The following is a 22707-nucleotide window of genomic DNA, read 5'->3' on the forward strand; positions in this document are numbered from 1 at the left end:
CGCAAGCGGTCGTGTGCGCGCCGGTGTTCTATCCACAATCAACAATCGACAAGGAGGTCCGGCCATGAAGAAGTCTCGCGTGGTTTCGGTGGCAGTGGCGGTAACGGCGTCGTTCGGTCTGCTGTTGGCAGCCGCGCCGGCGGCATACGCGCAGGATCCGGCGTCCGCGCCGACGCAGAAGCAGATCGACAAGGCGCAGAAGAAGGCGGCCCGCAAGGCCGCCCGGGCGCGTCACGCGTCGGACCTGAAGGCGATCGGCACGGGCAGCGGCTACCGGCTGACCAACGACCAGAGCAACTACCCGCAGAACGCCGCGCAGAAGGCGCCCGCGACGAAGGCGGCGCCCGCCGCTCCGGCGTCGGGCCAGTAACAACGGCCGGGCCTGGGCACAGCGCACGCGGCGCCGGGTCGACCGGCGCCGTGTGCGCGTGTGCGGGGCCGCGAAGGCGGCCTGTTACGACGCGAGCTTGCTGGCGAGTTCCGCGACGTGCTTGCCTTGATAGCGCGCGATGTCGAGCTCGTTCGCGCTCGGCTGGCGGCTGCCGTCCGCGCCCGCGAGCGTGGTGGCGCCGTACGGCGTGCCGCCGGTGATTTCGTTCATGTTGACGAGGCCGCTGCACGCATACGGCACGCCCACGATCACCATCCCGTGGTGCAGGAGCGTCGTGTGGAACGACGTGATCGTCGTTTCCTGGCCGCCGTGCTGCGTGCCGGTCGACGCGAACACGCTGCCGATCTTGCCGACGAGCGCGCCCTTCATCCACAGGCCGCCGGTCTGGTCGAGGAACGTGCGCATCTGGCCGGCCATGTTGCCGAAACGGGTCGGCGTGCCGAAGATGATCGCATCGTAGCCGGGGAGTTCGTCCACGGTCGCGACCGGCGCAGCCTGGTCGACCTTCACGCCGATCGCCCGGGCCTGGTCGACGGGAATCGTTTCCGGCACGCGCTTGAGCGTGACCTCGACGCCGGGCACCGATTTCGCGCCTTCCGCGATGTGCTGCGCCATCGTTTCGACGTGCCCGTAGGACGAGTAATAAAGAACGAGTACCTTGGCCATGTTGCGAATCTCCGATTAAAAGGGCCCCGCGTTCAGCGGGGCCCGGTTTCCCGAACGGGCTTTATGCCCACTCGGCCGTTACTTCGACCGGACGCAGGTCGAACACCAGCACTTCGGCATCCTTCCCGTCGGCGAACGTCAGCGTCTGTTCGTCGCGGATGCGCACGCCGTCGCCTTCGCCGAGCGTCACGCCGTTGACCGACACGCTGCCGCGTGCCACGTGCACGTACGCAAAGCGGTCCGGCGCCAGTTCCAGCGTCGCGCGTTCGGCGCCGTCGAACAAGCCCGCGTAAATCCGCGTGTCCTGCCGGATCTTCAGCGAACCGGCGTCGCCGTCCGGCGATACGACGAGGGCGAGCTTGCCGCGCTTGTCGTCTGCCGTGACATTCGTCTGCTGATAGCGCGGCTCGGCACCCTTCTCGGCCGGCCCCACCCAGATCTGCAGGAAGTGGACCGGCAGTTCCGGCGAGTGGTTGAACTCGCTGTGGCGCACGCCCGTGCCCGCGCTCATCAGCTGCACGTCGCCCGGCACGATCACCGAGCCGGTGCCCATCGAGTCCTTGTGTTCCAGCGCGCCGTCGAGCACGTACGACAGGATCTCCATGTCGCGGTGCGGGTGCGTGCCGAAGCCGCGGCCCGGCGCGACGCGATCGTCGTTGATCACCAGCAGGTCGGAGAAGCCGACTTGCTTCGGATCGTAGTAGTTCGCGAACGAAAACGAATGACGGGAGCTGAGCCAGCCATGCTCCGCACGGCCACGTTGGTTTGCTGCACGGATTTCGATCATGATTTTTGTTCCTCAAGACGCCGGACCTCGGAAGTGGGACCGGCCGTTCGTTGAGGTGAATCTTAGGTCAATCGATTTGACAAATAAATGGCTGTAGAGATAATGACTGTCGCTATGGAGTGGACAATATGGAAATCAACGACCTGAGGATCTTCGTCGCGACGGTCGATGCGGGCAGCTTCACGGCGGCGGCCGATCAACTGATGCTGTCCAAGCAGTTCGTCAGCCGGCGCACGATGGCGCTGGAGGCGTCGCTCGGCGTGCGGCTGTTGCACCGGAACACGCGCAACCTCGCGGTGACCGAATCGGGGCAGGAGTTCTATGCGCGCGCGCAGCGGATCCTCGCGGAAATCGCCGACGCCGAGCAGGCGATGTCGGTGCGCAGCACCGAGTTGCACGGGTCGCTGAAAATCAGCGCGCCGCTGTCGTTCGGGATCACGCACGTGTCGCCGCTGATCGCCGAATTCCTGTCCGCGCACCCGGCCGTGCGGCTGAACCTCGACCTGACCGACCGGCGCGTCGACCTGATCGGCGAGGGCTTCGATCTCGTGCTGCGGATCGGCTCGCTCGAGGATTCGACGTTGATCGCCCGCCCGCTGGGCGCGTGGCGGATGGTCGCGTGCGCGAGCCCCGCTTATCTGAAGCGGCAGGGCACGCCGCAGACGCCGGCGGATCTCGCCGGCCACACGTGCCTGCTGTACGGGCGCGAGCGGCGCATCGGCTGGGAATTCCGCGTCGACGGCGCGGCGCGCACGTTCGACGTGCAGGGGCCGCTCGTCGCGAACAACGGCGAAGTGGTGCGCGACGCGGCGATCGCGGGGCTCGGCATCGCGCTGCTGCCGCACTTCATCGTCGGCGCGGCGCTCGACAGCGGCGCGCTCGTGCCGGTGCTCGACGCGTATGCGCCTTCGCCGATCACGCTCAACGCCGTGTTCCCGCAGCATCGGGAGGGATTCGTCACGCTGCGCACGTTCATCGGGTTTCTCGCGGAACGGCTCGGGGAGGCCGCGCCCGCGGCGAAGGGCGGGGCGGGTCGGGCGCGGTAGCGGGTCGGTTTGCGGGGAATGGAGGCCTTATTCTCCGCAGGATTTGCAGAGAATATTGAACCGTGCGGTGAATTGGTGGGATAATCTCCGCATCATGAGCGGAGATTACACCTTCATCTGGGCGTCGGCCGACTGGCCCGCATGGCGCTTCGACCTGCCTGCACTGGCAACGCCACTCGCCGACGTCAGCCGTGCGCAAGGCATGCTGGCCGGGCGGCTGGCGGACGTCGGCCTGGCGCTGCGCGACGAGGCCAGCCTGGCCGCGCTGACGGAGGACGTCGTCAAGACCAGCGCGATCGAGGGCGAAAGCCTGAACGTGGCATCGGTGCGGTCGTCGATCGCGCGTCGGCTCGGCGTCGATATCGGCGCGCTGGCGCCGGTCGACCGCCACGTCGAGGGCGTCGTCGACATGGTGCTGGACGCGACCACCCATGCGGCGGCGCCGGTCACCGAAGCCCGTCTGTTCGGGTGGCATGCGGCACTGTTCCCGACCGGCTACTCGGGGATGTCGCGGATCACGGTCGGTGGCTGGCGCACGGATGCGACCGGGCCGATGCAGGTCGTGTCCGGGCCGATCGGCCGGCAGCGCGTGCATTTCGAGGCGCCGCCCGCCGCGCGCCTCGCCGACGAAACCGGGCGCTTTCTCGCCTGGCTCAATGCCGCGCCGGTCGAGCCCCTGCTGATCCGGGCCGGCCTGGCCCACCTGTGGTTCGTCACGCTCCATCCGTTCGACGACGGCAACGGCCGCATCGCGCGTGCGCTCGGGGATCTGGTCCTGGCGCGTGCCGACCGCAGTCCGCAACGCTTCTATAGCCTGTCGGCGCAAATCCAGCGCGAGCGCAACGCGTATTACGACGTGCTGGAGCGTACGCAGCGCGGTTCGCTCGATGTCACGGAATGGCTCGCGTGGTTTCTGACCGCGCTCGGCCGGGCCATCGATCACGCGCATGCGACGCTCGACGCCGTTCTGGTCAAGGCGCGCTTCTGGCAACGATGTGCCGGCGTCGTGATGAACGAGCGTCAGGCGAAGGTCATGAATCGCCTGCTCGACGGCTTCGAGGGGAAGTTGACGAGCACCAAGTGGGCGGCGCTCGCGAAGTGCTCGCAGGATACGGCGCTGCGTGACATCACTGAACTCGTCGAGCGCGGCGTGCTGCAACGCTCGTCGTCCGGCGGCCGGAGCACGAGTTACGAGCTGGTGCCGTTCGACGGCTGACCGCCGTATTGCGTCGGCCCGCAGATCCGGAAGGCCGGCAGGCGCCACAACGCGATCACGCTGTGCGGCCTGTGCAAGGGGGCCGCGCGAGCCGCGGGCTCGACTGATCGTTGCGTGCGCATCGATCATTTCAGTCGATGCCGCCATGGAAGCCGCATTGCGAGCGGCATCGTGCAATGCGGCGAGGCCGCCGCGACGGTTGCGCCGACATCGAACGTCGATTGATCGGCGTCGCGCATTCGGGTTAGGCTTCGGCGAGCAACGGCATGCGCCCCATGCCGGGCCGGGCGTTTTTACCTCGAATACCGCGTGCAGGTAGCTTCTACAGGCTCGCGATCCAGCGACGATCCAAGCCGATGATCCTCCAGAACCGATCGAATGCTCGCGGGAAAACCGCGATTTCCGCCGACGGCGCATTGCACATGCGCGTGCGATCCGTCGCGGCGGCCGTGCTGCTGACGCTGTTGCCGGCCGCCGCGCACGCGGCCGGCTTCGACTGCGCGAAGGCCGCTTCGTCAACCGAGAAGACGATCTGCGCGGATGCCGCGCTGTCGAAGCTCGACGGCGACCTCGCGGCGGCGTGGAAGCAGGCGCTCGCGAAAGGCGGCGACACGGCCGCGCTGAAGGCGGCGCAGCTGAAGTGGCTCAAGCAGCGCGACCGGTGCGGCGCCGACGAATTGTGCCTCGGCGACCGCTACCGCGAACGGCTCGCGAGCCTGAACGGCAGGCCGCTGGCCGCCGATCGCTGGCAGCAGACGTGGTATCTCGACAGTGGTAATCCGTCGTTCGGTGGTGTGCTGACGTTCACCGGCACGGCGCCACGTTTGCATTTCGAGCTGAGCGGCAACAACGGCGCGAATACCGGCGAACTTGGTGGCGATATCGAACTGCACGGCAATAGTGGCACGTTCAGTCACGATCAATGCCGTCTCGACTTCAGCCTCAAGGGTGCACGCGTTCAGGTCGCGCAGCACGGCGCCGACGGCGAATGCGGCGCCGGTGCGGGCGTCGTCTACTCGGGCGATTATGTGACGGCGTCGCAGATGCAGGCGAAGCCGCCGGCGGATCTCGTGAGCCTGGATGTGCTCGCGAATGCGCAGCAGAACGCGACCGCGCACAAGCTGCTCGGTGCCGATTACCAGACGCTCGTCGACATCGTCAATTACGGCGCCGAAGCAAGGGATCTCGACGGGCTGAACGCGCACGTGACGTCGTACTGGGTGCGCGGCATCGCGACGACGAACGCCGCGATCGTGATGCGCCGCGGCAATGATCTATGGATCGGGCTGCTCGTGTTCGACGCGCAGAGCAACGTCCGGATGCGCTATTACTCGAACGTGCCCGCGTGGAAGAAAACCGTGCCGAAGACGATCCAGGCGTGGCACGACAATCTCGACAAGACACTGCCGGTCGACGTGATGCAGTGACGAGCGGGCCGGGCAGCCGAAGCCGCCCGGTGCGGCTTCATTTCTTTCCCGCTGCGCGCGCGTGCGCCGGTGGCGCAGCCGATCCCCGCGTACGCAATTCGGGCAGGACGGCATGACCGGGCCCCGTCGCGCCGTTCTCGAGCGCGTCGAGCAAGGCCTGTGCGGCCTGGCGCCCGATCGCGTCGGTGTCGACCCACATCGTTGTCAGCGGCGGCTGGATTTCGCGCGCGAGCGCGACGTCGTCGAACCCGGTGATCGACAATTGCGCGGGCACGTCGATGCCGAGCGCCTGCGCCTCGAGCAGCGCGCCCAGCGCGAGCGCGTCGTTCCCGCAGATCACGGCTGTCGGCCGCGTCGCCGCATCGCTGTTCGCGATCGCGCGCAGGCTCGCCCGCCCGAAGGCGATCGTGGCCGCGCCCTCGTGCTGATGGACGGGGCGTACCGCGAGCCCGCGCGCGGCGAGCGTGTCGTGAATGCCGCGCAGGCGGGCCTGCACGCGGTCGTTGTCGGCCGACGGCTGCATGATGATCGCGAAATCGCGGTGGCCGAGGTCGAGCAGGTGGGTGGTGAGCCGCGCGAATGCCGCGCGGTTGTCGAAGCCGATGCAGCAGTGCGGGCTGTCGTCGCGATACGCATAAGTGACGACGTACGGCACGCGGTGCATCGCAAGGAGTTCGAACAGTTCCGGCGGATACGCTTCGCCGACCAGCGACACGGCCTCCACGCCGCGCGACAGCATCGCGCGCACCTGGGCCAGCGCCTGCGCGGGATCGTAATTCGAGCAGCCGAGGAACAGCGTGATGCCGTGCTCGGCCATGACCGTCTGCATGCCCGCGACCTGCGACGCGAACACCTGGTCGTCGAGTGTCGGAATGATCGCGCCCGTGATGTGGGTGCGCGTGGACGCGAGCGCGCGGCCCGCCGCATTCGGAATCCAGTTCAGCGCGCGCGCCGCGTCGCGCACGCGCTGCTGCACGTCGGCCGATACCTTGCCGGGATCGTTGTACACACGCGAGACGGTCGCGGTCGATACGCCGGCCAGCTTCGCGACATCGCCGAGCACCGAGCGGCCGCTGCCGCGGCGCGCCCGGGGCGCGCCGGCGCGGGACGGAGGCGTGCTCATCGGCCGGCTCCCGGCGGGGCGGCAGTGACGGCGCCCCGCGTTGTCAAATGCGTCATTGTTTACCCTCGATTCGTGGTGGCGCCGCTTGCATTCCCGCTCGACCCTGTGAGAATGTAAGCGCTATCTTGGCGTGCTTCCGCATTATGTCAGACACATATTCTATCCATATCGTGAGATTTTCATCGACGACGGCCGATTCGGCCATTTTGTCCGCCGCGAATGTAAGCGGTTACATTGCAAAATGAGCGATATCCTTTCACCGCGCATCGCCGTCGTCGGCAGCGTGAACATCGACCTCGTGACGCGCGCGCCGCGCCTGCCGGTGCCGGGCGAGACGCTGCTCGGCACGGATTTCCAGACCGTTCATGGCGGCAAGGGGGCGAACCAGGCGGTCGCGGCCGCGCGGCTGGGCGCGTCGGTCGCGATGATCGGCTGCGTCGGCGACGACGCGTTCGGTGCGCGCCTGCACGATGCGCTGGCGGCCGAACGCATCGACGTGACGCACCTGGGCCGGATCGGCGGCACGGCGACCGGGGTGGCCACGATCACGGTCGACGCGGGCGGCGCGAACAGCATCGTCGTCGTGCCCGGCGCGAATGCGCGCCTCGACGCCGACCGGATCGACGCGGCGCGCGATGCGATCGCCGAGGCCGCGCTGCTCGTGTGCCAGCTCGAAGTGCCGGTTGCCGCCGTCGCGCGCGCCATCGCCTGTGCATCCGCGCACCACACGCCGGTGCTGCTCAACCCCGCGCCCGCGCAGCCGCTGTTCGACGCGCTGCTGGCACGGGTCGACTACCTCGTCGTCAACGAAACCGAAGCCGAGTCGCTGACCGGCATCGCCGTCGGCGATGACGCATCGGCCGTGCGCGCCGCCGATGCGCTGTGCGCGAAGGGCGTCGGCAACGTGCTGGTGACGCTCGGCGCGCGCGGCGTCTGCTGGCGCGGCGGCGCCGGTAACGGCCGCTTGCGGGCGATGACGGTGGCCGCCGTCGATACGACCGCGGCCGGCGACACGTTCGTCGGCGGATTCGCGGCCGCCCGCGCGGGCGGCGCGTCGATGGACGACGCGATCGGCTTCGGCCAGCGCGCCGCCGCGATCAGCGTGACGCGCCACGGCGCGCAGACCTCGATTCCGACGCGCGAGGAAGTGGCGCGCCTCGAACCCTGAATGCCGCATCAGACGGACAGGCCGGAACCGGCCGATACCAGTGACATGGAGACAACCGCAATGAACGAAACCCCGACCGTCCCGCCCGCACCGCCGCGTATCCGGCGCGGGCAACGCATCGCGCTCGCGCTGTTGATGGCGAGCGGCATCGTCAACTACCTCGATCGCGGCACGCTGGCCGTCGCGAGCGCGGCGATCCGCGGCGATCTCGGCTTGTCGCTCGCGCAGATGGGGCTGCTGCTGTCGGCCTTCTCGTGGAGCTATGCGCTGTGCCAGTTTCCGGTCGGCGGGCTCGTCGACCGCATCGGGCCGCGCCGGCTGCTCGGCGTCGGGTTGATCGTCTGGTCGTTCGCGCAGGCGGCGGGCGGCATCGTGTCGACTTTCGGCTGGTTCATCGTCGCGCGCATCGTGCTCGGCATCGGCGAGGCGCCGCAATTCCCGTCGGCCGCGCGGGTGGTGAGCAACTGGTTTCCGCTGCGCGCGCGCGGCACGCCGACCGGGATCTTCAACGCCGCGTCGCCGCTCGGCACCGCGCTCGCGCCGTTGCTGCTGTCGATCCTCGTCGCGTCGTTCCACTGGCGCTGGGCGTTCATCGCGACGGGGGCGCTCGGCCTCGTCGTCGCCGTCGTCTGGTTCGCGCTGTATCGCGATCCGGTGCGCGCGCAACTGTCCGCCGCCGAGCGCAACTACCTCGATGCCGACGCGCAAAGCGTGGCCGCGACACCGAAACTGACGTTCGTCGAATGGCGCAGCCTGTTCTCGCACGGCACGACCTGGGGGATGCTGATCGGTTACTTCGGATCCGTGTACCTGAACTGGGTCTACCTGACCTGGCTGCCGGGCTACCTGACGATGGAACGCCACATGAGCCTGATCCGGACGGGCTTCGCCGCGTCGGTGCCGTTCCTGTGCGGGTTCGTCGGCTCGCTGGTGGCCGGCTGGGTGTCGGACCTGATCACGCGCCGCAGCCGCTCGCCGGTCGTGAGCCGGCGCAATGCGGTGGTGGTCGCGATGCTCGGGATGGTCGTCTTCACGATCCCGGCCGCGCTCGTGCAGAGCAACACGGTGGCGCTCGCCTGCATCTCGGTCGTGATCTTTCTCGCGAACGCGGCGTCGGCCTGCTCGTGGGCGCTCGCGACGGCGGCCGCGCCGCCGAGCCGCGTCGCGTCGCTCGGCGCGATCCAGAATTTCGGCGGCTTCGTCGGCGGTGCGCTTGCGCCGATCCTGACGGGCATCATTGCGCAGAAATGGTCGTTCGTGCCGGCGCTGCTGACCGCCGCGGCGATCGCGTTCGCGGGTGCGATCGCCTATCTGCTGCTGGTGCGCAAGCCGATTCCCGAGCAGGCCGCGAACGCCGCGCCCGGGCCGTTGCCCGCGTGAGCCTACCCCCCGCATTCACTGAAGCAAGGAGAAACAGATGCAACAGCAGCAAGCGAACGTGACCATCGAAGGGATCGTCCCGGTGATGCTGACGCCGTTCGACGATGCCGGCGCGATCGACTACGCAGGGCTCGAGCGGCTGATCGAGTGGTATCTCGCGCACGGCGCGGATGCGTTGTTCGCGGTCGCGCAATCGAGCGAGATGCAGTTCCTGAGTCTGGCCGAACGCGCGGAGCTCGCGCGCTTCGTGGTCGAGCGGGTGGCCGGGCGCGTGCCCGTCGTCGCGTCCGGGCACATCAGCGACGATCTCGACGCGCAGGCCGCGGAGCTGTGCGCGGCGGCCGAATCGGGCGCGCAGGGCGTCGTGCTCGTGACCAACCGCCTCGATCCGCAGCGCCAGGGCAGTGCCGCGTTGCTCGACCACCTTCACCGGCTGCTTGCGCGATTGCCGTCGGACCTGCCGCTCGGGCTGTACGAATGTCCGGCGCCTTACCGGCGGCTGCTGTCGGATGACGAACTGCGCGCGTGCATCGACACGGGCCGGTTCGTGATGCTCAAGGACGTGAGCTGCGACCTGGAAACGGTGAAGCGGCGGGTCGCGCTCGCCGAGGGCTCGCCGCTGAAGATCCTCAACGCGAATGCCGCGATTGCGCGGGATGCGATGAAGGCGGGTTCCGCCGGCTTCAACGGCGTGTTCACCAACTTTCATCCGGATCTGTACCGGTGGTTGCGCACGCAAGGGGATGCGCATCCCGAACTGGCCGACGAGCTTTCGACGTTCCTGGTCGTCTCGGCGGTGTCGGAGGCACTCGGGTACCCGGCGCTCGCGAAGCTCTATCACCAGCGGATCGGCACCTTCGCGTCGATCCGCTGCCGTGCGATCGACTACGACGTGCGTGAACGATTCTGGGCACTCGATGCGGTGCTCGACAAGATCGTGGCCGGCACCGAGCATTTCCGTCGTCGGATCGCTGCGCAATAGGGCGCGTGGTGTGCCGTCCGTGTTCTGCGGTGCGCGACGGCATCGCGTGCCGTGCAGGCGGATGCTCGCGCGTGGGGGCGTCGGGAGGCGCACGGTGGCTGCAAGCACGGCCGGTTTGTCGCGATGCGTTGCGTTGTGTACGCGTCGCGACAAGCGGTGTTGGTGGCGTATCCGCGATCGCCGATGATGTGAACCCGGCGCGTGCTCGGCCCCAACGTATGGCCCGGCGAATCCATCGGGCGTTTCTATGCTGTCGAGGGCGGCAAGGGTACCTGTCGCGGCGGGGCCGCTGCATTCGTTGACGGTCAGGGTTGCCCGTCGTCATGAATGACGATGGGCTGTCGACACGGCGCCGACGCGCGGTCCCACCTTCATCCATTCCATCGCACTATCCCGTCGGCGAGCCGTGAGCTGTGAGCCGCGAGCGCCGAGCCTCAAGCCTCAAGCCTCAAGCCTCAAGCCTCAAGCGCCGGTGCCGGTGCCGGTGCCGGTGCCGGTGCCGGTGCCGAGCCGAGCCGAGCCGAGCCGAGCCGAGCCGAGCCGCGTCGAGCCGCGTCGAGCCAAGCCAAGCCAAGCCAATCCCCAACCGCGGCGTCGCCGCTCGTCCGTCCGACGCGTTGCGCCCCACGATCTGCCGCCGCCGGCTGACCGGTGCATGTTCACGTCGGGCGACAAAAGCACACAAATCTGATCATCCCCCCTCATCGTTTCTTGTAACGATTCGTAATATTGCGCCGCCGAGCGCTTTTCCCGACGAACCGTTGAATCCGCATCCGTTTCCCATGCAACACGTCACGACGACAAGCCAGCCACCGATCCTGGCGGCACCGGTAGATCCCATGCTGCATGCCGTGATCGATGAGGTCGTCCACCGGAGCGTGTCGGAAGCGACGACGCGCAGCGGCTACATGCGATGTGCCGACTACGCGATCGTCGGCGCGCAGGTGCTGACGCTGCTGACCGGCAAGCCGTACCGGCCGTTCGCGGGTGGGGAGGTGCTGGATTTCGGCGGCGGCAACCTGTATGCGCTGTGCACGACGCGCGAGCGGCGCCGCACCGCGCGGCACCTGTCGCAGCTCGCGAGGTATCACTGCTGGATCGAGGCGCGTCATGACGATATCGGCGGCCGTGCGCGCAAGGAAATCGTCGATTTCACGCTGCGCCACGACGAGACCGTGGCGAGCCATCTGGGGATGCCGTACGCACGCGCGTACCAGGCGTATTTCTGGGGCTGGGACGACGAGCACGCGGTACCGGCCGAACTGCACGGTCATCCGGTCTTCGCGAAACAGGGCCCCGTGTGGCGCTGGGCGGAGCGTGAATGCACGTCGCTGCTGCGCGCATACGAGCGCGAACGGCCAGGCTATTTCGGGCGTCAGGTGTCGCGTGCGATCGATTTGTTTGCCGATCGCGTCGAAGGTCTCGGCTGACGGCACGGCCTGCCGCGATGGAGCGAACCGCGGAAGGGCGCCCGGCGCATGCTTGCGCACCGCCGGCGTCTGCGTGATGTGTCCAGGCGGGACGCCGTGCGCGGCGGCGCGAGCCGGTCGATCCATTGACCGGCCGCCGCCGCCGCGATCATCCGGCGGCCCGGGCGCGCATCACTTGTTCGCCAGCGTGCCGCTGCTGTTGGCGCCGCCGAACAGCCGCGTCAGGTATTGCGTGTTCGAGTTCATCTTGGCCATCAGCGTATTGAGCGCCGTGAACTGCGCCTGATACTGCTTGGTCAATTGCGCGGCGTAGTCGGCCAGATCCGTCTGCTGCTGCGTGACGCGCTTCAGGTTGGCACTCAGCGCGTTCGTGCGCACTTCGATCATCCCGCCTTTCTTCGTGAAGGGCGCGATCTGGTCGGTCAGTTGCTTGCCCATCCCGTTCGTCGAGTTGAACAGGCGCGCGACCCCTGACGGGTTGTTGGACAGCGCACTGTCGAGCTTCGCGCTGTCGGCCTTCAGCGTGCCGTCCTTCTCGAGCGAGATGCCGATCGCCATCAGGTTCGTGTGTCCGTTGCCGTTCTCGTTCGCGACACCGCGCGCGACGATCGACGCGAGCGAGTTGCGGATCGTGTTCAGCGTCGAATCGCCGATCAGCGCACCCTGCGAGCTCGCCCCTTCCGTGTAGCTCGACAGCGCGCCCATCGTCTTGACGACGGTGTTGTACAGGTTCACGAAGTTCGTGATCGTGGCCGCCTGCGACTTCGTATCGGTGCTGACCGTCAGCGTCTGCGTGTCGGTCGCGCTGACCGCGGCCGCCGACAGGTTCAGCGTGACGCCGCTCAGCACGCCCGACACCGTGTTGCTCGCGCTGGTCGACGCGATGCCGTTGAGCGTGAACTTCGCGTCCTGCGCGACGGCGCTTTGCCGCCACGCGGCCGCGCTGTTCGCCGATTCGATCTTCGACGCGCCGCCCGTCGTGTCGGCAGTCGACGTGACGCCGAGGTTCGACAGCCCGTTGTCGTTGGCCACGTTGCCGACCGCGACGCTGATCGCGTTCGCCGAGCCCGTCTTCGTCGACGCGAGCACGAGGTGCGCGCCGTCGGTGCCGTTGATCACGGTCGCGCTGATCCCCGGGTTGTTCGCCGCGGAGTTGATCGCGGCCGCGATGCCCGACAGCGTGTTGTTCGTACCGGTGACGTCGACCTTGAACGACTGGCTGCCGAGCGACAGCGTCAGCGTGCCGGTGCCGAGCGCCTTGCTCCCGTCGAAGCCCGACGAAGCCAGCGCCTGCGCGGTCGCGGTCTGCGTGACGCCGATCGTGTAGGTGCCGGCCACCGCGCCCGCGCCCGCCGTCGCGGTCAGGCCCTTGCCGCTCGCGACCGCGGTGAACGTCGACTGCAGCCCGCCATTCGACAGCGAGGCGAGGCCCGCCTCGAGCGCACCCAGTGCGGACGACAGCGCGCCGAATGCGGAAATCTGCGTCGTGCCGGTGGTCTGCGACGCGGCGAGCGCGGCGGCCCGGCCGGCGGTTTTCGCGTTCACCAGCGTCTTGACGAGCGTGCCGACGTCCATCGACGGATTACCGGTCGAGCCGTTGATGATCGATTGCGCCGCCTGTTGCAACAGGCTGTTCGTGTTCGCGCCGCTGGTCACGGGCGTGTTCGTTGCCATGGGTGGTCTCCGGTTGAATAACGATCCCGTGACGAGCGGCTGCCGGGTCGGCCTGCGGCGCTTCGAAGGCAGGGCGCGTCCGGCGCGACGCGTTCCCGGGGTTCACGGGAGTGTCGGGAAAACGTAAGGACGTGCGCTATCGTATATTTAAATCGGTATTACTTGGTAATTTTTTGTAATGCATGTTGAGAAAAATGCAGACGGGAACGGGGTGTTTGAGTGAGGGCTAAAGGTCTGCGATTTTTTGCCGTAAACACACCGTTTTGGCTGTATTTATTCAAGCATTTTTCACGGTGTTGAAAACTGGCAAAGGGCGAGAAGGATTGGTCAAGGTTTTGCGCTGATTCTGCTAAACATCGGATCGATCGACGGTGTGTGGAAAGGGTGTTTCCCAGTCGATGACGGGCTGAAATCCTTGTCTGACGGACGACATGCGTCACCGGCGATTCCAGTCCGCCTGCCCGCGAAACGTTTTCGTATTGCCGATGTTCGTTTCCGGGCCATGAGATTTTTTCTGAAACAGAATGCCCGGTAGATTGCAATGCGGGTCGAGTTGCGGGAATCAAGTCGGCCTTTGTGAATCGATATTGAACCCGCCGTTTAATGACAAGTTCGATATGCGCGGTTGTGACCGATTTGTGTCAATTGAAGCCGAAAATATCGATTGAATCAGGTGGCCTGAAAGAAGCGTGGCGTTTCCGTGTTCCGGAAACATGCGGCGGGTTGATTTGCACTGCCTGCCGACCTTTGCCTGTCGGCGCTTTTGTCGTCGATTGTCCACTTTAATGAGACAGCGAATCCTTCTTTGACGGATTGATGATTCGTGACGAGACAGTAGACTGCACCCGTGCTTCGCCAGAACCGATCGGAAGCGCGCCGGGAACGGCGCAACCCGACGGATTCTTCGGCGGCGGGCGCTCCGGCCTGCTGTCCGATCGTGCGAGGAGTGATTCGGCGCCTCCCGGCACCGGATGCATCAAACCGTCAATTCAAGGGTGATATTGCTATGCGTTACGTTTCGCTGGAGTCGAAGAAGGACGAGCTGCTGCTGGCGGCTCGCGTGCTGTTGATGATCCTGTTCGTGCTGTTCGGCTGGCAGAAGCTGAACGGCTTCTCGGGCACCGTCGCGTACATGGCGTCGACGGGGAACCCAGCGCCCGAACTGGCCGCGGTGATCGCGGTGGCGGTCGAGCTGGTCGGCGGCCTGCTGATCGCGGCCGGCTTCTATACGCGGCCGCTCGCACTGGTGTTCGCCGCCTATACGCTCGCGACCGCGCTGATCGGCCATCGCTACTGGGCGCTGCAGGGGATGGAGCAATACATGGCGATGATCAACTTCTACAAGAACGTGAGCATCATCGGCGGGCTGCTGTTGCTCGCACTGACCGGGCCGGGGCGGTATTCGCTCGACCGGAAGTAAGGCGGGGCGGCGGTTCCGTTCGGCTCGGAGCCCGGTGCACGAAAGTGCGCCGGGTTTTGTTTTTGTGGGCGGGGCGTGACGTGTGGCGCGTGCGGCGTGGGTGCTGCGTTGCCAAACGAACAGGTTCCGGACATGATTGCGCGTGCACAGTGACGCTGTTCACGCCGCGGCGTCTCGCAGAAATCGTCTGCTTCAGGACATTGCCGACGGAGAACGACGACTATCCGCGGTTTACCGAGGCATGGTTCGAGACGCTGTACCCGCACTACTTGCGCGCGTTTCCGTCATGTTCGATCGCGCACTTCGAGATGGACAGCGGCCGGGCGGCACAGATGTCGGCCGCCGTCACCGTGCCGCGTGGTACGCAGCTTGACAGCCGGCCACTGATCGACGGCGTCGTGAAGCTTGCGCGGAAGGCGGTGACGGCGTGGATTGCCGAGTCAAGATCAACGGCGTGCAGACGAACCAGTTTCAGTTGGGAGAATCGGAGAAGTCGATGACGGTCAAGGGACATGATCGGCCGTTGACGGCGGGCGAGATCGAGATGGCCCGGACCGTCTTCAAGGACAGCATCGATTACGACAAGGTGCGGGTGCATCGGGGGAGTTACTTCTGGTTCGACATGCAGCGCAAGAGAACCGCAGTTACTCCTGACGGGCACATGTATTTTCGCGACGAGGACTTTCTCGAGGACTTCTCCGCCGCGTCGGTGGCGGATGGCGACATGTCATGGTTCATGCACGAGATGACGCACGTCTGGCAATACCAGCTCGGATATTCGATGCGCTGGCACGGGCTGACCGTCACCATTCGCGGCGAGCGTGCCTATCAGTACACCATCACGCCTCAGAACGTTTTTCACGACTACAACATGGAGCAGCAGGGAAATCTGGTCGCGGATTATTTCGCGATTCATGTGCTCAAGAAATACCAGGCGATCATTCACCGCGGATACGTCGGCGCGCCGGAAGAACTCGACTGGGTGCTCGCGCCGTTGCTGCGGGATCCGAAGAATACGGACAATTTGCCGAAGTAGCGGGACGGGCGCCGTCGCACGGTGGCGATGTTTGAATTCCTGATTGACTCGAGTGGTTTCGATGCCGCGATGAATGGATGCGAAGCGTGAGGGAAATTTTGCGAAGCAGTGCCGTGGCATGCCTATCGTGCTGGTTGTTTACCTCCTGTGCGGTTGCCACGTCGCACGGTCCGATTCGCCTGGACATCAGGCAGATCGACGGAAAACCGGCTGCTTGCCTGCCGGCAAGTGACGACACTGGTTCCGACCCGATCCAGATCCGCGGGGTCGATGTGACGAGACAAACCGGCCCGGTCAGTCCCGTTGTCACGTATTGGGCGCTGGAGGTTCCGGGGAGTGCGCCGCCGGTTTATCTGAAGCGAGGCGCGTGTCTCGTCTATGGCCAGACCGTGGCCGGTGCGGTTGTGCGTGCGGCGCCGAGGGCGCTGGACATCAACAAGTTCTACAGCATCTCGATCGTACCGGGAGGGGGCTATGGCCCGGTGTACAGCTCGGCGTTTTGCGTGATCAGGCAAGCGGGGGGCGGTGTCCGCATTGCGACGCCGGGGCAGGAAGGGAACCCGTGCGCGTCGGCAGGATACTGAGCGGCGCAGTGGGCTTCGCGTCGTGGCGTTCCGGTCGCGAATGACGGCGCGGACAAGGTTGGGCCGGGCGCCGCTTACGGGTTTCACCATGGTTATGTCGGGCCACCTAAGCGCTTGTTCGCATTCTTGTGCCGTTCCGGGAGGATTCAGGTAGTGCAGACAGGCTTTTGAAGCAGCGCGCCGGGCTTGCTCGCGGCGCTGTCGTGCCTGTCGGACGCAATGGCGACGTCGGTGGCGCCCGTCGAACTGGAGATCAGGCAGGTCGACGGGAATCCTGCAGCCTGCCTGTCCGCGAATGACGAGCGTGCCGGAAGCGTCATCCGGATCCGCTCGGCGGGTGTCGCCAGGCCGACCGGCGCCGCGAGTCCCGACGTGACGAGAAGACAGGCATGCAGCCGACGAGTGAGGGGAGTCGACATCGGTTGCCTGTTCTTGTATAGATTGGGGAATCCCCGTTCCCCTTTCACAGATGGCTACCGTACCTCAATCGACCGTCCTTCTCATCGGCGCCGCCGGCCTCCTCGGCCGCGCGGTTGCCGCATCGCTGTCCCGCGAGTCTTCGTTAAACCTCGTCGCGACGATTCGCAACCCGCACGGCGCAGGCGCAAAACGCCTTGCGTTGCCTGCGGAAAACCTCGCCGAACTCGACGTCCTCGACGAGCCGGCCCTCGAACACCTTTTCGCCACCCGCCAGCCGGCCGCCGTGATCATCTGCGCGGCTGAACGCCGCCCGGACGTCTGCGAACGCGATCCTGACGGCGCACGCGCAATCAACGTCACCGCCCCGGCGCGCATCGGCGCGCTCGCCGCGCGCCACGGCGCATGGACGCTCGGTATCTCCACCGACTACGTCTTCGACGGCAAGGCCGCTCCGTACCGCGAGGACGCCACCCCGAATCCGCTGAACATCTACGGCCGCACGAAGCTGGAAGGCGAGGCAGCGCTCCTCGCCGCGTCGCCGCTGTCGTGCGTGCTGCGCCTGCCGCTGCTGTACGGCCCGATCGTCGACTGGAGCGAATCGGCCGTCACGAGTCTCGTGCCGGCGATCGCCGCGTCCGCACGGCCGGGCGCCGCCGCGGTCGGCATGGACGCCTGGGCGATCCGTTACCCGACCTATACGCCCGACGTCGCGGACGTCATCCGCGACCTGACATTGCGCCATCTCGCGGGTGCGTCGATCACGGGCATCCGTCACTGGTCGGGCGAGGAGCCGATGACGAAGTACGACATTGCGCAGCGGATCGCGGCCGCGCTCGGCATCGAAGCATCGCTCACGCGGATCGACCAGCCGACCGACGCGACGCCGCGTCCGTACGATTGCCATCTGGACGCATCGCGCGTGCGCGCAGCCGGGATCGATCACGCGACGCCTTTCGATATCGCGCTGCGCGCCGTCCTGCGCGATGCGCCGCAGACGCTGTAGGATCGGGCGCCGCGCCGCGCCACGCCGCGGCCCGCGCCGCGTGATCCGCAGCCGTCCACGGCGACAGCTGCGCGACGGAGGCGGCCCGCGCGCATCGGCCGGCCCATCATCGCCCACCCAGGAGCCCAGCCATGCAACTGAAATGGCTCGAAGACTTCGTCGAGCTCGCGCGCACGCGCAGCTTCACCCGCGCGGCGGAGAACCGGTTCGTCACGCATCCGGCGTTTGGCCGCCGTATCCGGTCGCTCGAGGAGTGGGTCGGCGCGCGCCTGATCGCGCGCACGAAGCCGCTCGAACTGACGGCGGCGGGCACCGTGTTTCTCGATGCGGCATCGAACGCGCTCGACGTCCTGCACGGCGCCCGCACGCAACTCCAGGAAGCGTCGCCGGTGCTGGAGAACAACCTGCGAATCGCGACCGGCCGCACGCTCTCGGCCACCTTCTTCCCCGACTGGTACGACGAGACCGTTGCGCGCGCCGGTTTTTTTACGGCGACCGTGTCGACCGGCAGCGCGGAGGAAGCGATCCTGCAGCTCACGGCCGGCGACGCCGACATGCTGATCGTCTATTCGAGCCCGCATACGCGGCTGCTGATCGATCGCGACCGCTTCGACTGGCTGTCCGTCGCGCGCGAGGTGCTGGTGCCGGTCAGCGCGTTCGATGCGCGCGGCAGCGTGCGCTACCGGCTGCCGGCCGGGCAGGCGCCGGTGCCGTGGCTCGCGTTCGCGCGCACGTTGACCCTGCGCGCGGTGCTGGCGCGCCATCTCGCCGAAATGCCCGGCCGCCCGACGTTGCGGCCCGTGTACCAGGCCGACTCGTACGAAGCGATCCTCGCGATGGCGCGCCGCGGGCTCGGCCTGGCGTGGCTGCCGCAGCGGCTCGTCGCCGACGACGTGCGGCGCGGCGAGCTCGCGATCGTCGGGGGCGCCGACTGGCAGATCGGCTTCGACATTGCGCTGTACCGTCGACGGAACGACCCGCACCCGGTACTGGACGCGATCTGGCGCACCGCGCCGGCCCGCGACGACGGCGCCGCATAGCCTCCGCGGGCAGCGCCCGCGCGGCCTGCGCGCCGATCGGCACGATTGCGTGCCGAAACGGCACGAACGCCCGCCCCGCGTTGCCTACACTCCGCGCTTGACTGGCCCGAACGGCCGCCGGCAAAGCCGCGCGCCGTCTTTCAAAATCCTGACGGCCAGCATTACCGGAGGAGCAAAGGGATGACCCGCAATACACACGGCGCGACGCCGGCCCCGCACAACCCGTGGCGCGAGATCTGCGCCGCGAGCATCGGCAACGCGCTGGAGTTCTACGATCTGCTGATCTACGGTTACTTCGCGATCGTCATCGGCCAGCTGTTTTTCCCCACGCACGACGCGGCGACTTCGCTGCTGCTGTCGGTCGGCACGTTCGGCATTTCGTTCGTCACGCGTCCGCTCGGCTCGATCGTGCTCGGCAGCTACGCCGACCGCGCGGGCCGCAAGGCATCGCTGACGATGTCGATCGGGCTGATGATGCTCGGCACCGCGATGATCGCGTTCGCGCCGACGTATGCGCAGATCGGCATCGCGTCGCCGTTGCTGATCATCGTCGCGCGGATGCTGCAGGGTTTCTCGACGGGCGGCGAATTCGGCGCGGCAACCGCGTTCATGGTCGAGCAGGCCGATGCGAAGCGGCGCGGCTTCTTCGCGAGCTGGCAGATGTCGACGCAGGGGCTCGCGACGGTGCTCGCGGCCGGCGTATCGGCGCTGCTGAGCCTGCTGCTGACGACCGACCAGCTGCACACGTGGGGCTGGCGCGTCGCGTTTTCGGTCGGGTTGCTGATCGGCCCGGTCGGGCTCTACATTCGCCGCAACATCGACGAACCGGCCGATTTCCGCCGGCTGGGTGAGCAAGGGCGCGCGAAGTCGCCGCTGCGCGACGTGTTCGTGCGCGATCGCGCGAACATGCTGCTCGGCGCGGGGGTGGTCGCGACGGCCACGGCCTTCAACTACGTGCACAAGCTGTACATGCCGACGTACGCGGTCAAGCAGCTGCATATCCCGGCCACGTCGTCGTATCTCGGCGCGGTCGTCACGGGCGCGATGCTGATGGTCGCCGCGCCGGTCGTCGGGCATCTGTCGGACCGTTTCGGCCGCATCCGCGTGATGCTGATCGCGCTGATCCTGGTCGGCGCGACGACGTGGCCGCTGTTCGTCATGCTGAACCGCTATCCGACGGTCGAGACGCTGCTCGCGGTCCAGGCGCTGGTCGGCCTGTTGATCGCGGTGAGCCTCGCGCCGCTGCCGGCGCTGCTCGCCGACATCTTCCCGACGAGCACGCGCGGCACGGGCCTCGCGCTGTCGTACAACTTCTCGGTGACGCTGTTCGGCGGCTTCGCGCCGCTGATCGTGACCTGGCTGATCGACGCGACGCACAACAAGCTCGCGCCGAGTTTCTACGTGATGGCGACGGCCGTGCTCGGGATCACGTCGGTGATTTCGCTCGGCCGCCGGATGCGCGGCGCGGCGGCCGCCGCCGCGCCATCGACACGCGCGACCGGGGCGTGACGCGCCGGCCGCAAACCCGATTCCGGCGCAGCCGGCACACGCCGGCCGTGCCTTTTCCGAACCTTGTTGAGCCTTTCCGACATGACCACGCTTGAAGCCATCCGCGCCGCCTTGCCGGCCTATCCGATCGAAGTGGCCTTCCCCGACATCTCGCGCTGGCGCGCGGGCAATACGGGCATCGACTATCTGCATACGTTCGACAGCGGCCGGCCCGGCAAGCACGTGATGATCCTCGCGCTGACGCACGGCAACGAAGTCAGCGGCGCGATCGCGGTGGATACGTTGCTGGCCGCGGGCCTGCAGCCGATTGCGGGCCGGCTGTCGCTCGGCTTCGGCAACGTGGGCGCCTACGAGCACTTCAGTGCGGAGAACGCCGATGCGACGCGCTACCTCGACGAGGACATGAATCGCGTGTGGACGCCGGCCGCGCTCGACGGCACGCGCGACAGCCGCGAGCTCGCGCGTGCGCGCGCGATGCGTCCGCTGCTCGATACGGTCGACCTGCTGCTCGACATTCATTCGATGCACGAGGCATCCGCGCCGCTGATGATGACCGGCCCGCTCGAGAAGGCGATCGCGCTGGCGGCCGCAATCGGCACGCCGGAGCACGTGATCATCGATCGCGGCCATGCGAACGGCACGCGGCTGCGCGACTACGGCGGCTTCGGCGACGCGGCGAGCGCGAAGAATGCGCTGCTGATCGAGACGGGCCAGCACTTCGCCGCGAGCGCGCGTGACGTCGCGCTCGACAGCGCGGCGCGCTTCCTGCTGCATGCGGGCGTGGTTGCGCGCGACGACGTCGCGGCCTTCCTCACGCAGGCCGTGCCGGTGCGGCAGAAGTTCGTCGAGATCACGGAGCCGGTCGTCGCGCGTTCGATGGATTTCCGGTTCTCGCAACCGTTCACGGGGCTCGAGGTGATCGGGAAGGCCGGCACCGAAATTGCCCGCGACGGCGACCATGTGATCGTCACGCCGTACGACAACTGCGTGATCGTGCAACCGTCGATGCGGCATCTCGGCGTGAACGTCACGATGATGCGGCTGGGGCGCTTGCTGGATCGGTGACGTCGCCTGTGGCGGACCGCCGGGAGGCGGCCCGCGCGGTCGCGCTTCTCAGCCGATGCGGGGTGCGCCATGCCGCATGCGATTCACGCGTCGGCGCGGGCGGCGCAGACCGAACAGCCAGGGCGCCCGTGCATCGATGTGCTATGCGTGTCGCTTCGGGTTCCACGCCTTGTGTACGAATTCGAGGCGGTTGCCGTCGAAGTCGGCTACGTTGGCGGCGTAGTAGCCGGGGGCGAAGTAGGTACGATCCGCCGGTTTCCCCTCGTCAATCCCGCCGGCCTTGATCGCGGCGGCGTAGGCCGCGTCGACCAGTTCATTGGTATCGCAGACGATCCCGACGTAAAGCCCGGTCTCGCCGGGATGGCGTTTGCGCAGCCAGATGCTCGATCCGACTCCCGCTCCCTTGCCGTACACGTCGTCGCCGATGCCGTAAAGATCGGGGACGCTTTCCGGGCCCGAGGCGGAGTCGTAGTTGCCGAAAATGCTCCAGCCGAGCGGCTTCAAGGCTTCAGCGTAGAAGGCCAGTGATTTTTCGATGTCGGTGACTGAGATGTAAACGTGGTCGATCATTGGGCGCCTTCGACGGGGATGGGTACGGTCTGCGCATGGCGATATCCGACAGCCGGGCGTCTGCTCATGGCTGGGCCCCGACGGTCGCCGACGCAGGGATGCCTGATGCTACGGCCGTGCATGCGCTTTCACAAGCCGCACATGGAATCACGCGCGAGCCTGGCGCAACGAACCGGGCATCCGGCTCGGCGTGAACGTCACGATGATGCGATGGAGGCGACAAACGCCGGACGACGCCTGAATCGCAATGGCAAGCCGGCCGGCTTCGTCGGTACCCGGACGGGAATGGCAGATGGATGAACAGGTAGCGGGCATGCAGGTGCGATGTCGCGCAGTATCGGCACCCCAGCCCGCGGTGGTGCTGGATTCAGACCGTCAATCCAGCACCGGGCTTCACGTATCGATAATCGTCGAGCGCTTCAAGATCGATTAACGAATCGCAAAGCGGGTCGCCGGCGAGCCATTCGCGCAATTATTTCCATAGATAAACATATTTCTGTTTTCAGAATATGCCTGGTAAATAATTGAATAAACTTCCTTGGCACTGAACGAGTAGACGCCATCGTTGATCGTCACCAGCAGGTTGCCGGTGGTGTCGGTTTCGATCTTGTCGATCTTGCCGGCTTTGCAAAGTGCCTGTGCGGACGCGCACGTGGAGGCGAGCATCAGTGCTGAAAACAGCACGGTTGCAATCTTCTTCATGACTTTCCTTTGGAATTGAATGAAATGATGCGATCTGACGACGTCGGCCACGTCCGGAAAGACATGTC

General features: G+C 66.8%; 22 protein-coding genes and 1 pseudogene. 16 read left to right on the forward strand and 7 right to left on the reverse strand.

Going from position 1 to position 22707, the window contains the following annotated elements:
* Nucleotides 1-64 precede the first annotated feature (64 nt).
* Nucleotides 65-370 (forward strand): hypothetical protein, encoded by a 306-nt coding sequence (locus APZ15_RS33575; RefSeq protein ID WP_027792154.1) that lies wholly within the window; start codon nt 65-67, stop codon nt 368-370.
* 84 nt (nt 371-454) lie between these two features.
* On the opposite strand, the gene wrbA is transcribed toward APZ15_RS33575, so the two are convergent.
* Both wrbA and APZ15_RS33585 read right to left on the reverse strand, forming a co-directional pair.
* Nucleotides 455-1057, reverse strand: coding sequence for an NAD(P)H:quinone oxidoreductase (gene wrbA, locus APZ15_RS33580; protein ID WP_027792153.1), 603 nt, complete (start codon nt 1055-1057; stop codon nt 455-457).
* Nucleotides 1058-1118: 61 nt separating this feature from the next.
* The gene (locus APZ15_RS33585; RefSeq protein ID WP_027792152.1) at nt 1119-1844 is read right to left on the reverse strand and encodes a pirin family protein; all 726 of its coding nucleotides are present in this window, start codon (nt 1842-1844) and stop codon (nt 1119-1121) included.
* Between the two features lie 128 nt (nt 1845-1972).
* Here APZ15_RS33585 and APZ15_RS33590 point away from each other — a divergent pair, with 128 nt between their 5' ends.
* From APZ15_RS33590 to APZ15_RS33600, 3 genes are all read left to right on the forward strand, one after another.
* Nucleotides 1973-2890, forward strand: coding sequence for a LysR family transcriptional regulator (locus APZ15_RS33590; RefSeq protein WP_021160675.1), 918 nt, complete (start codon nt 1973-1975; stop codon nt 2888-2890).
* 94 nt (nt 2891-2984) lie between these two features.
* Entirely contained in the window at nt 2985-4106 is a 1122-nt protein-coding gene (locus APZ15_RS33595) for a Fic family protein (protein WP_201800283.1), read from the forward strand.
* Nucleotides 4107-4528: 422 nt separating this feature from the next.
* Nucleotides 4529-5533 carry a lysozyme inhibitor LprI family protein gene (locus APZ15_RS33600; RefSeq protein WP_027792150.1) on the forward strand — a complete coding sequence of 335 codons (1005 nt, stop codon included), beginning with the start codon at nt 4529-4531 and terminating at the stop codon, nt 5531-5533.
* Nucleotides 5534-5570: 37 nt separating this feature from the next.
* Here the strand turns inward: APZ15_RS33600 and APZ15_RS33605 are convergent, their stop codons facing one another.
* Complete coding sequence (locus tag APZ15_RS33605) at nt 5571-6656, reverse strand: LacI family DNA-binding transcriptional regulator (RefSeq protein ID WP_027792149.1); 1086 nt, start codon at nt 6654-6656, stop codon at nt 5571-5573.
* 241 nt (nt 6657-6897) lie between these two features.
* Between APZ15_RS33605 and rbsK the strand changes: the two genes are divergently transcribed.
* The 4 genes from rbsK (at nt 6898) to APZ15_RS33625 (ending at nt 11616) form a co-directional block, all read left to right on the forward strand.
* Nucleotides 6898-7824 carry a ribokinase gene (gene rbsK / locus APZ15_RS33610; protein WP_027792148.1) on the forward strand — a complete coding sequence of 309 codons (927 nt, stop codon included), beginning with the start codon at nt 6898-6900 and terminating at the stop codon, nt 7822-7824.
* 60 nt (nt 7825-7884) lie between these two features.
* Nucleotides 7885-9204 (forward strand): MFS transporter, encoded by a 1320-nt coding sequence (locus APZ15_RS33615; protein WP_027792147.1) that lies wholly within the window; start codon nt 7885-7887, stop codon nt 9202-9204.
* Between the two features lie 37 nt (nt 9205-9241).
* On the forward strand, nt 9242-10186 hold the full coding sequence (locus APZ15_RS33620; protein WP_027792146.1) for a dihydrodipicolinate synthase family protein: 945 nt from the start codon (nt 9242-9244) through the stop codon (nt 10184-10186).
* Nucleotides 10187-10968: 782 nt separating this feature from the next.
* Nucleotides 10969-11616: a hypothetical protein gene (locus tag APZ15_RS33625; RefSeq protein WP_027792145.1), complete on the forward strand. Its 648-nt coding sequence runs from the start codon at nt 10969-10971 to the stop codon at nt 11614-11616.
* 171 nt (nt 11617-11787) lie between these two features.
* Here APZ15_RS33625 and fliD read toward each other — a convergent pair whose 3' ends face one another.
* Nucleotides 11788-13290 (reverse strand): flagellar filament capping protein FliD, encoded by a 1503-nt coding sequence (fliD, locus tag APZ15_RS33630; protein WP_027792144.1) that lies wholly within the window; start codon nt 13288-13290, stop codon nt 11788-11790.
* A 1006-nt stretch (nt 13291-14296) separates the two neighbouring features.
* Between fliD and APZ15_RS33635 the strand changes: the two genes are divergently transcribed.
* The 3 genes and pseudogenes from APZ15_RS33635 to APZ15_RS33645 all read left to right on the forward strand — a co-directional run.
* Nucleotides 14297-14710 carry a DoxX family protein gene (locus APZ15_RS33635; protein WP_027792143.1) on the forward strand — a complete coding sequence of 138 codons (414 nt, stop codon included), beginning with the start codon at nt 14297-14299 and terminating at the stop codon, nt 14708-14710.
* 149 nt (nt 14711-14859) lie between these two features.
* Nucleotides 14860-15210, forward strand: a complete 351-nt coding sequence (locus APZ15_RS42790; RefSeq protein ID WP_057056490.1) for a type VI secretion system baseplate subunit TssF — start codon at nt 14860-14862, stop codon at nt 15208-15210.
* Nucleotides 15147-15746: pseudogene (locus APZ15_RS33645) on the forward strand (type VI secretion system Vgr family protein); the annotation flags it as partial. The gene APZ15_RS42790 and the pseudogene APZ15_RS33645, both read left to right, overlap by 64 nt.
* Before the next feature lie 730 nt (nt 15747-16476).
* Here the strand turns inward: APZ15_RS33645 and APZ15_RS33655 are convergent.
* Complete coding sequence (locus APZ15_RS33655; RefSeq protein ID WP_027792140.1) at nt 16477-16749, reverse strand: hypothetical protein; 273 nt, start codon at nt 16747-16749, stop codon at nt 16477-16479.
* Between the two features lie 50 nt (nt 16750-16799).
* Here APZ15_RS33655 and APZ15_RS33660 point away from each other — a divergent pair, with 50 nt between their 5' ends.
* From APZ15_RS33660 to APZ15_RS33675, 4 genes are all read left to right on the forward strand, one after another.
* The gene (locus APZ15_RS33660) at nt 16800-17753 is read left to right on the forward strand and encodes a dTDP-4-dehydrorhamnose reductase family protein (protein ID WP_027792139.1); all 954 of its coding nucleotides are present in this window, start codon (nt 16800-16802) and stop codon (nt 17751-17753) included.
* A 131-nt stretch (nt 17754-17884) separates the two neighbouring features.
* Nucleotides 17885-18793, forward strand: a complete 909-nt coding sequence (locus APZ15_RS33665) for a LysR family transcriptional regulator (protein WP_027792138.1) — start codon at nt 17885-17887, stop codon at nt 18791-18793.
* A 180-nt stretch (nt 18794-18973) separates the two neighbouring features.
* Nucleotides 18974-20302 (forward strand): MFS transporter, encoded by a 1329-nt coding sequence (locus tag APZ15_RS33670; RefSeq protein WP_021160113.1) that lies wholly within the window; start codon nt 18974-18976, stop codon nt 20300-20302.
* A gap of 81 nt (nt 20303-20383) precedes the next feature.
* A complete protein-coding gene (locus APZ15_RS33675) occupies nt 20384-21367 on the forward strand; it encodes a M14 family metallopeptidase (protein WP_027792137.1) in 984 nt (327 codons plus the stop codon).
* Nucleotides 21368-21508: 141 nt separating this feature from the next.
* On the opposite strand, the gene APZ15_RS33680 is transcribed toward APZ15_RS33675, so the two are convergent.
* The gene (locus tag APZ15_RS33680; RefSeq protein WP_027792136.1) at nt 21509-21937 is read right to left on the reverse strand and encodes a VOC family protein; all 429 of its coding nucleotides are present in this window, start codon (nt 21935-21937) and stop codon (nt 21509-21511) included.
* Nucleotides 21938-22229: 292 nt separating this feature from the next.
* Between APZ15_RS33680 and APZ15_RS41445 the strand changes: the two genes are divergently transcribed.
* Nucleotides 22230-22370: a hypothetical protein gene (locus APZ15_RS41445; protein ID WP_155253152.1), complete on the forward strand. Its 141-nt coding sequence runs from the start codon at nt 22230-22232 to the stop codon at nt 22368-22370.
* On the opposite strand, the gene APZ15_RS33685 is transcribed toward APZ15_RS41445, so the two are convergent.
* Nucleotides 22367-22639: a hypothetical protein gene (locus APZ15_RS33685; RefSeq protein ID WP_027792135.1), complete on the reverse strand. Its 273-nt coding sequence runs from the start codon at nt 22637-22639 to the stop codon at nt 22367-22369. The genes APZ15_RS41445 and APZ15_RS33685 overlap by 4 nt on opposite strands.
* Nucleotides 22640-22707: the final 68 nt, after the last annotated feature.

Origin of the sequence: Burkholderia cepacia ATCC 25416 (genome assembly GCF_001411495.1) — a bacterium.
GTDB classification, from domain to species: Bacteria; Pseudomonadota; Gammaproteobacteria; order Burkholderiales; family Burkholderiaceae; genus Burkholderia; species Burkholderia cepacia.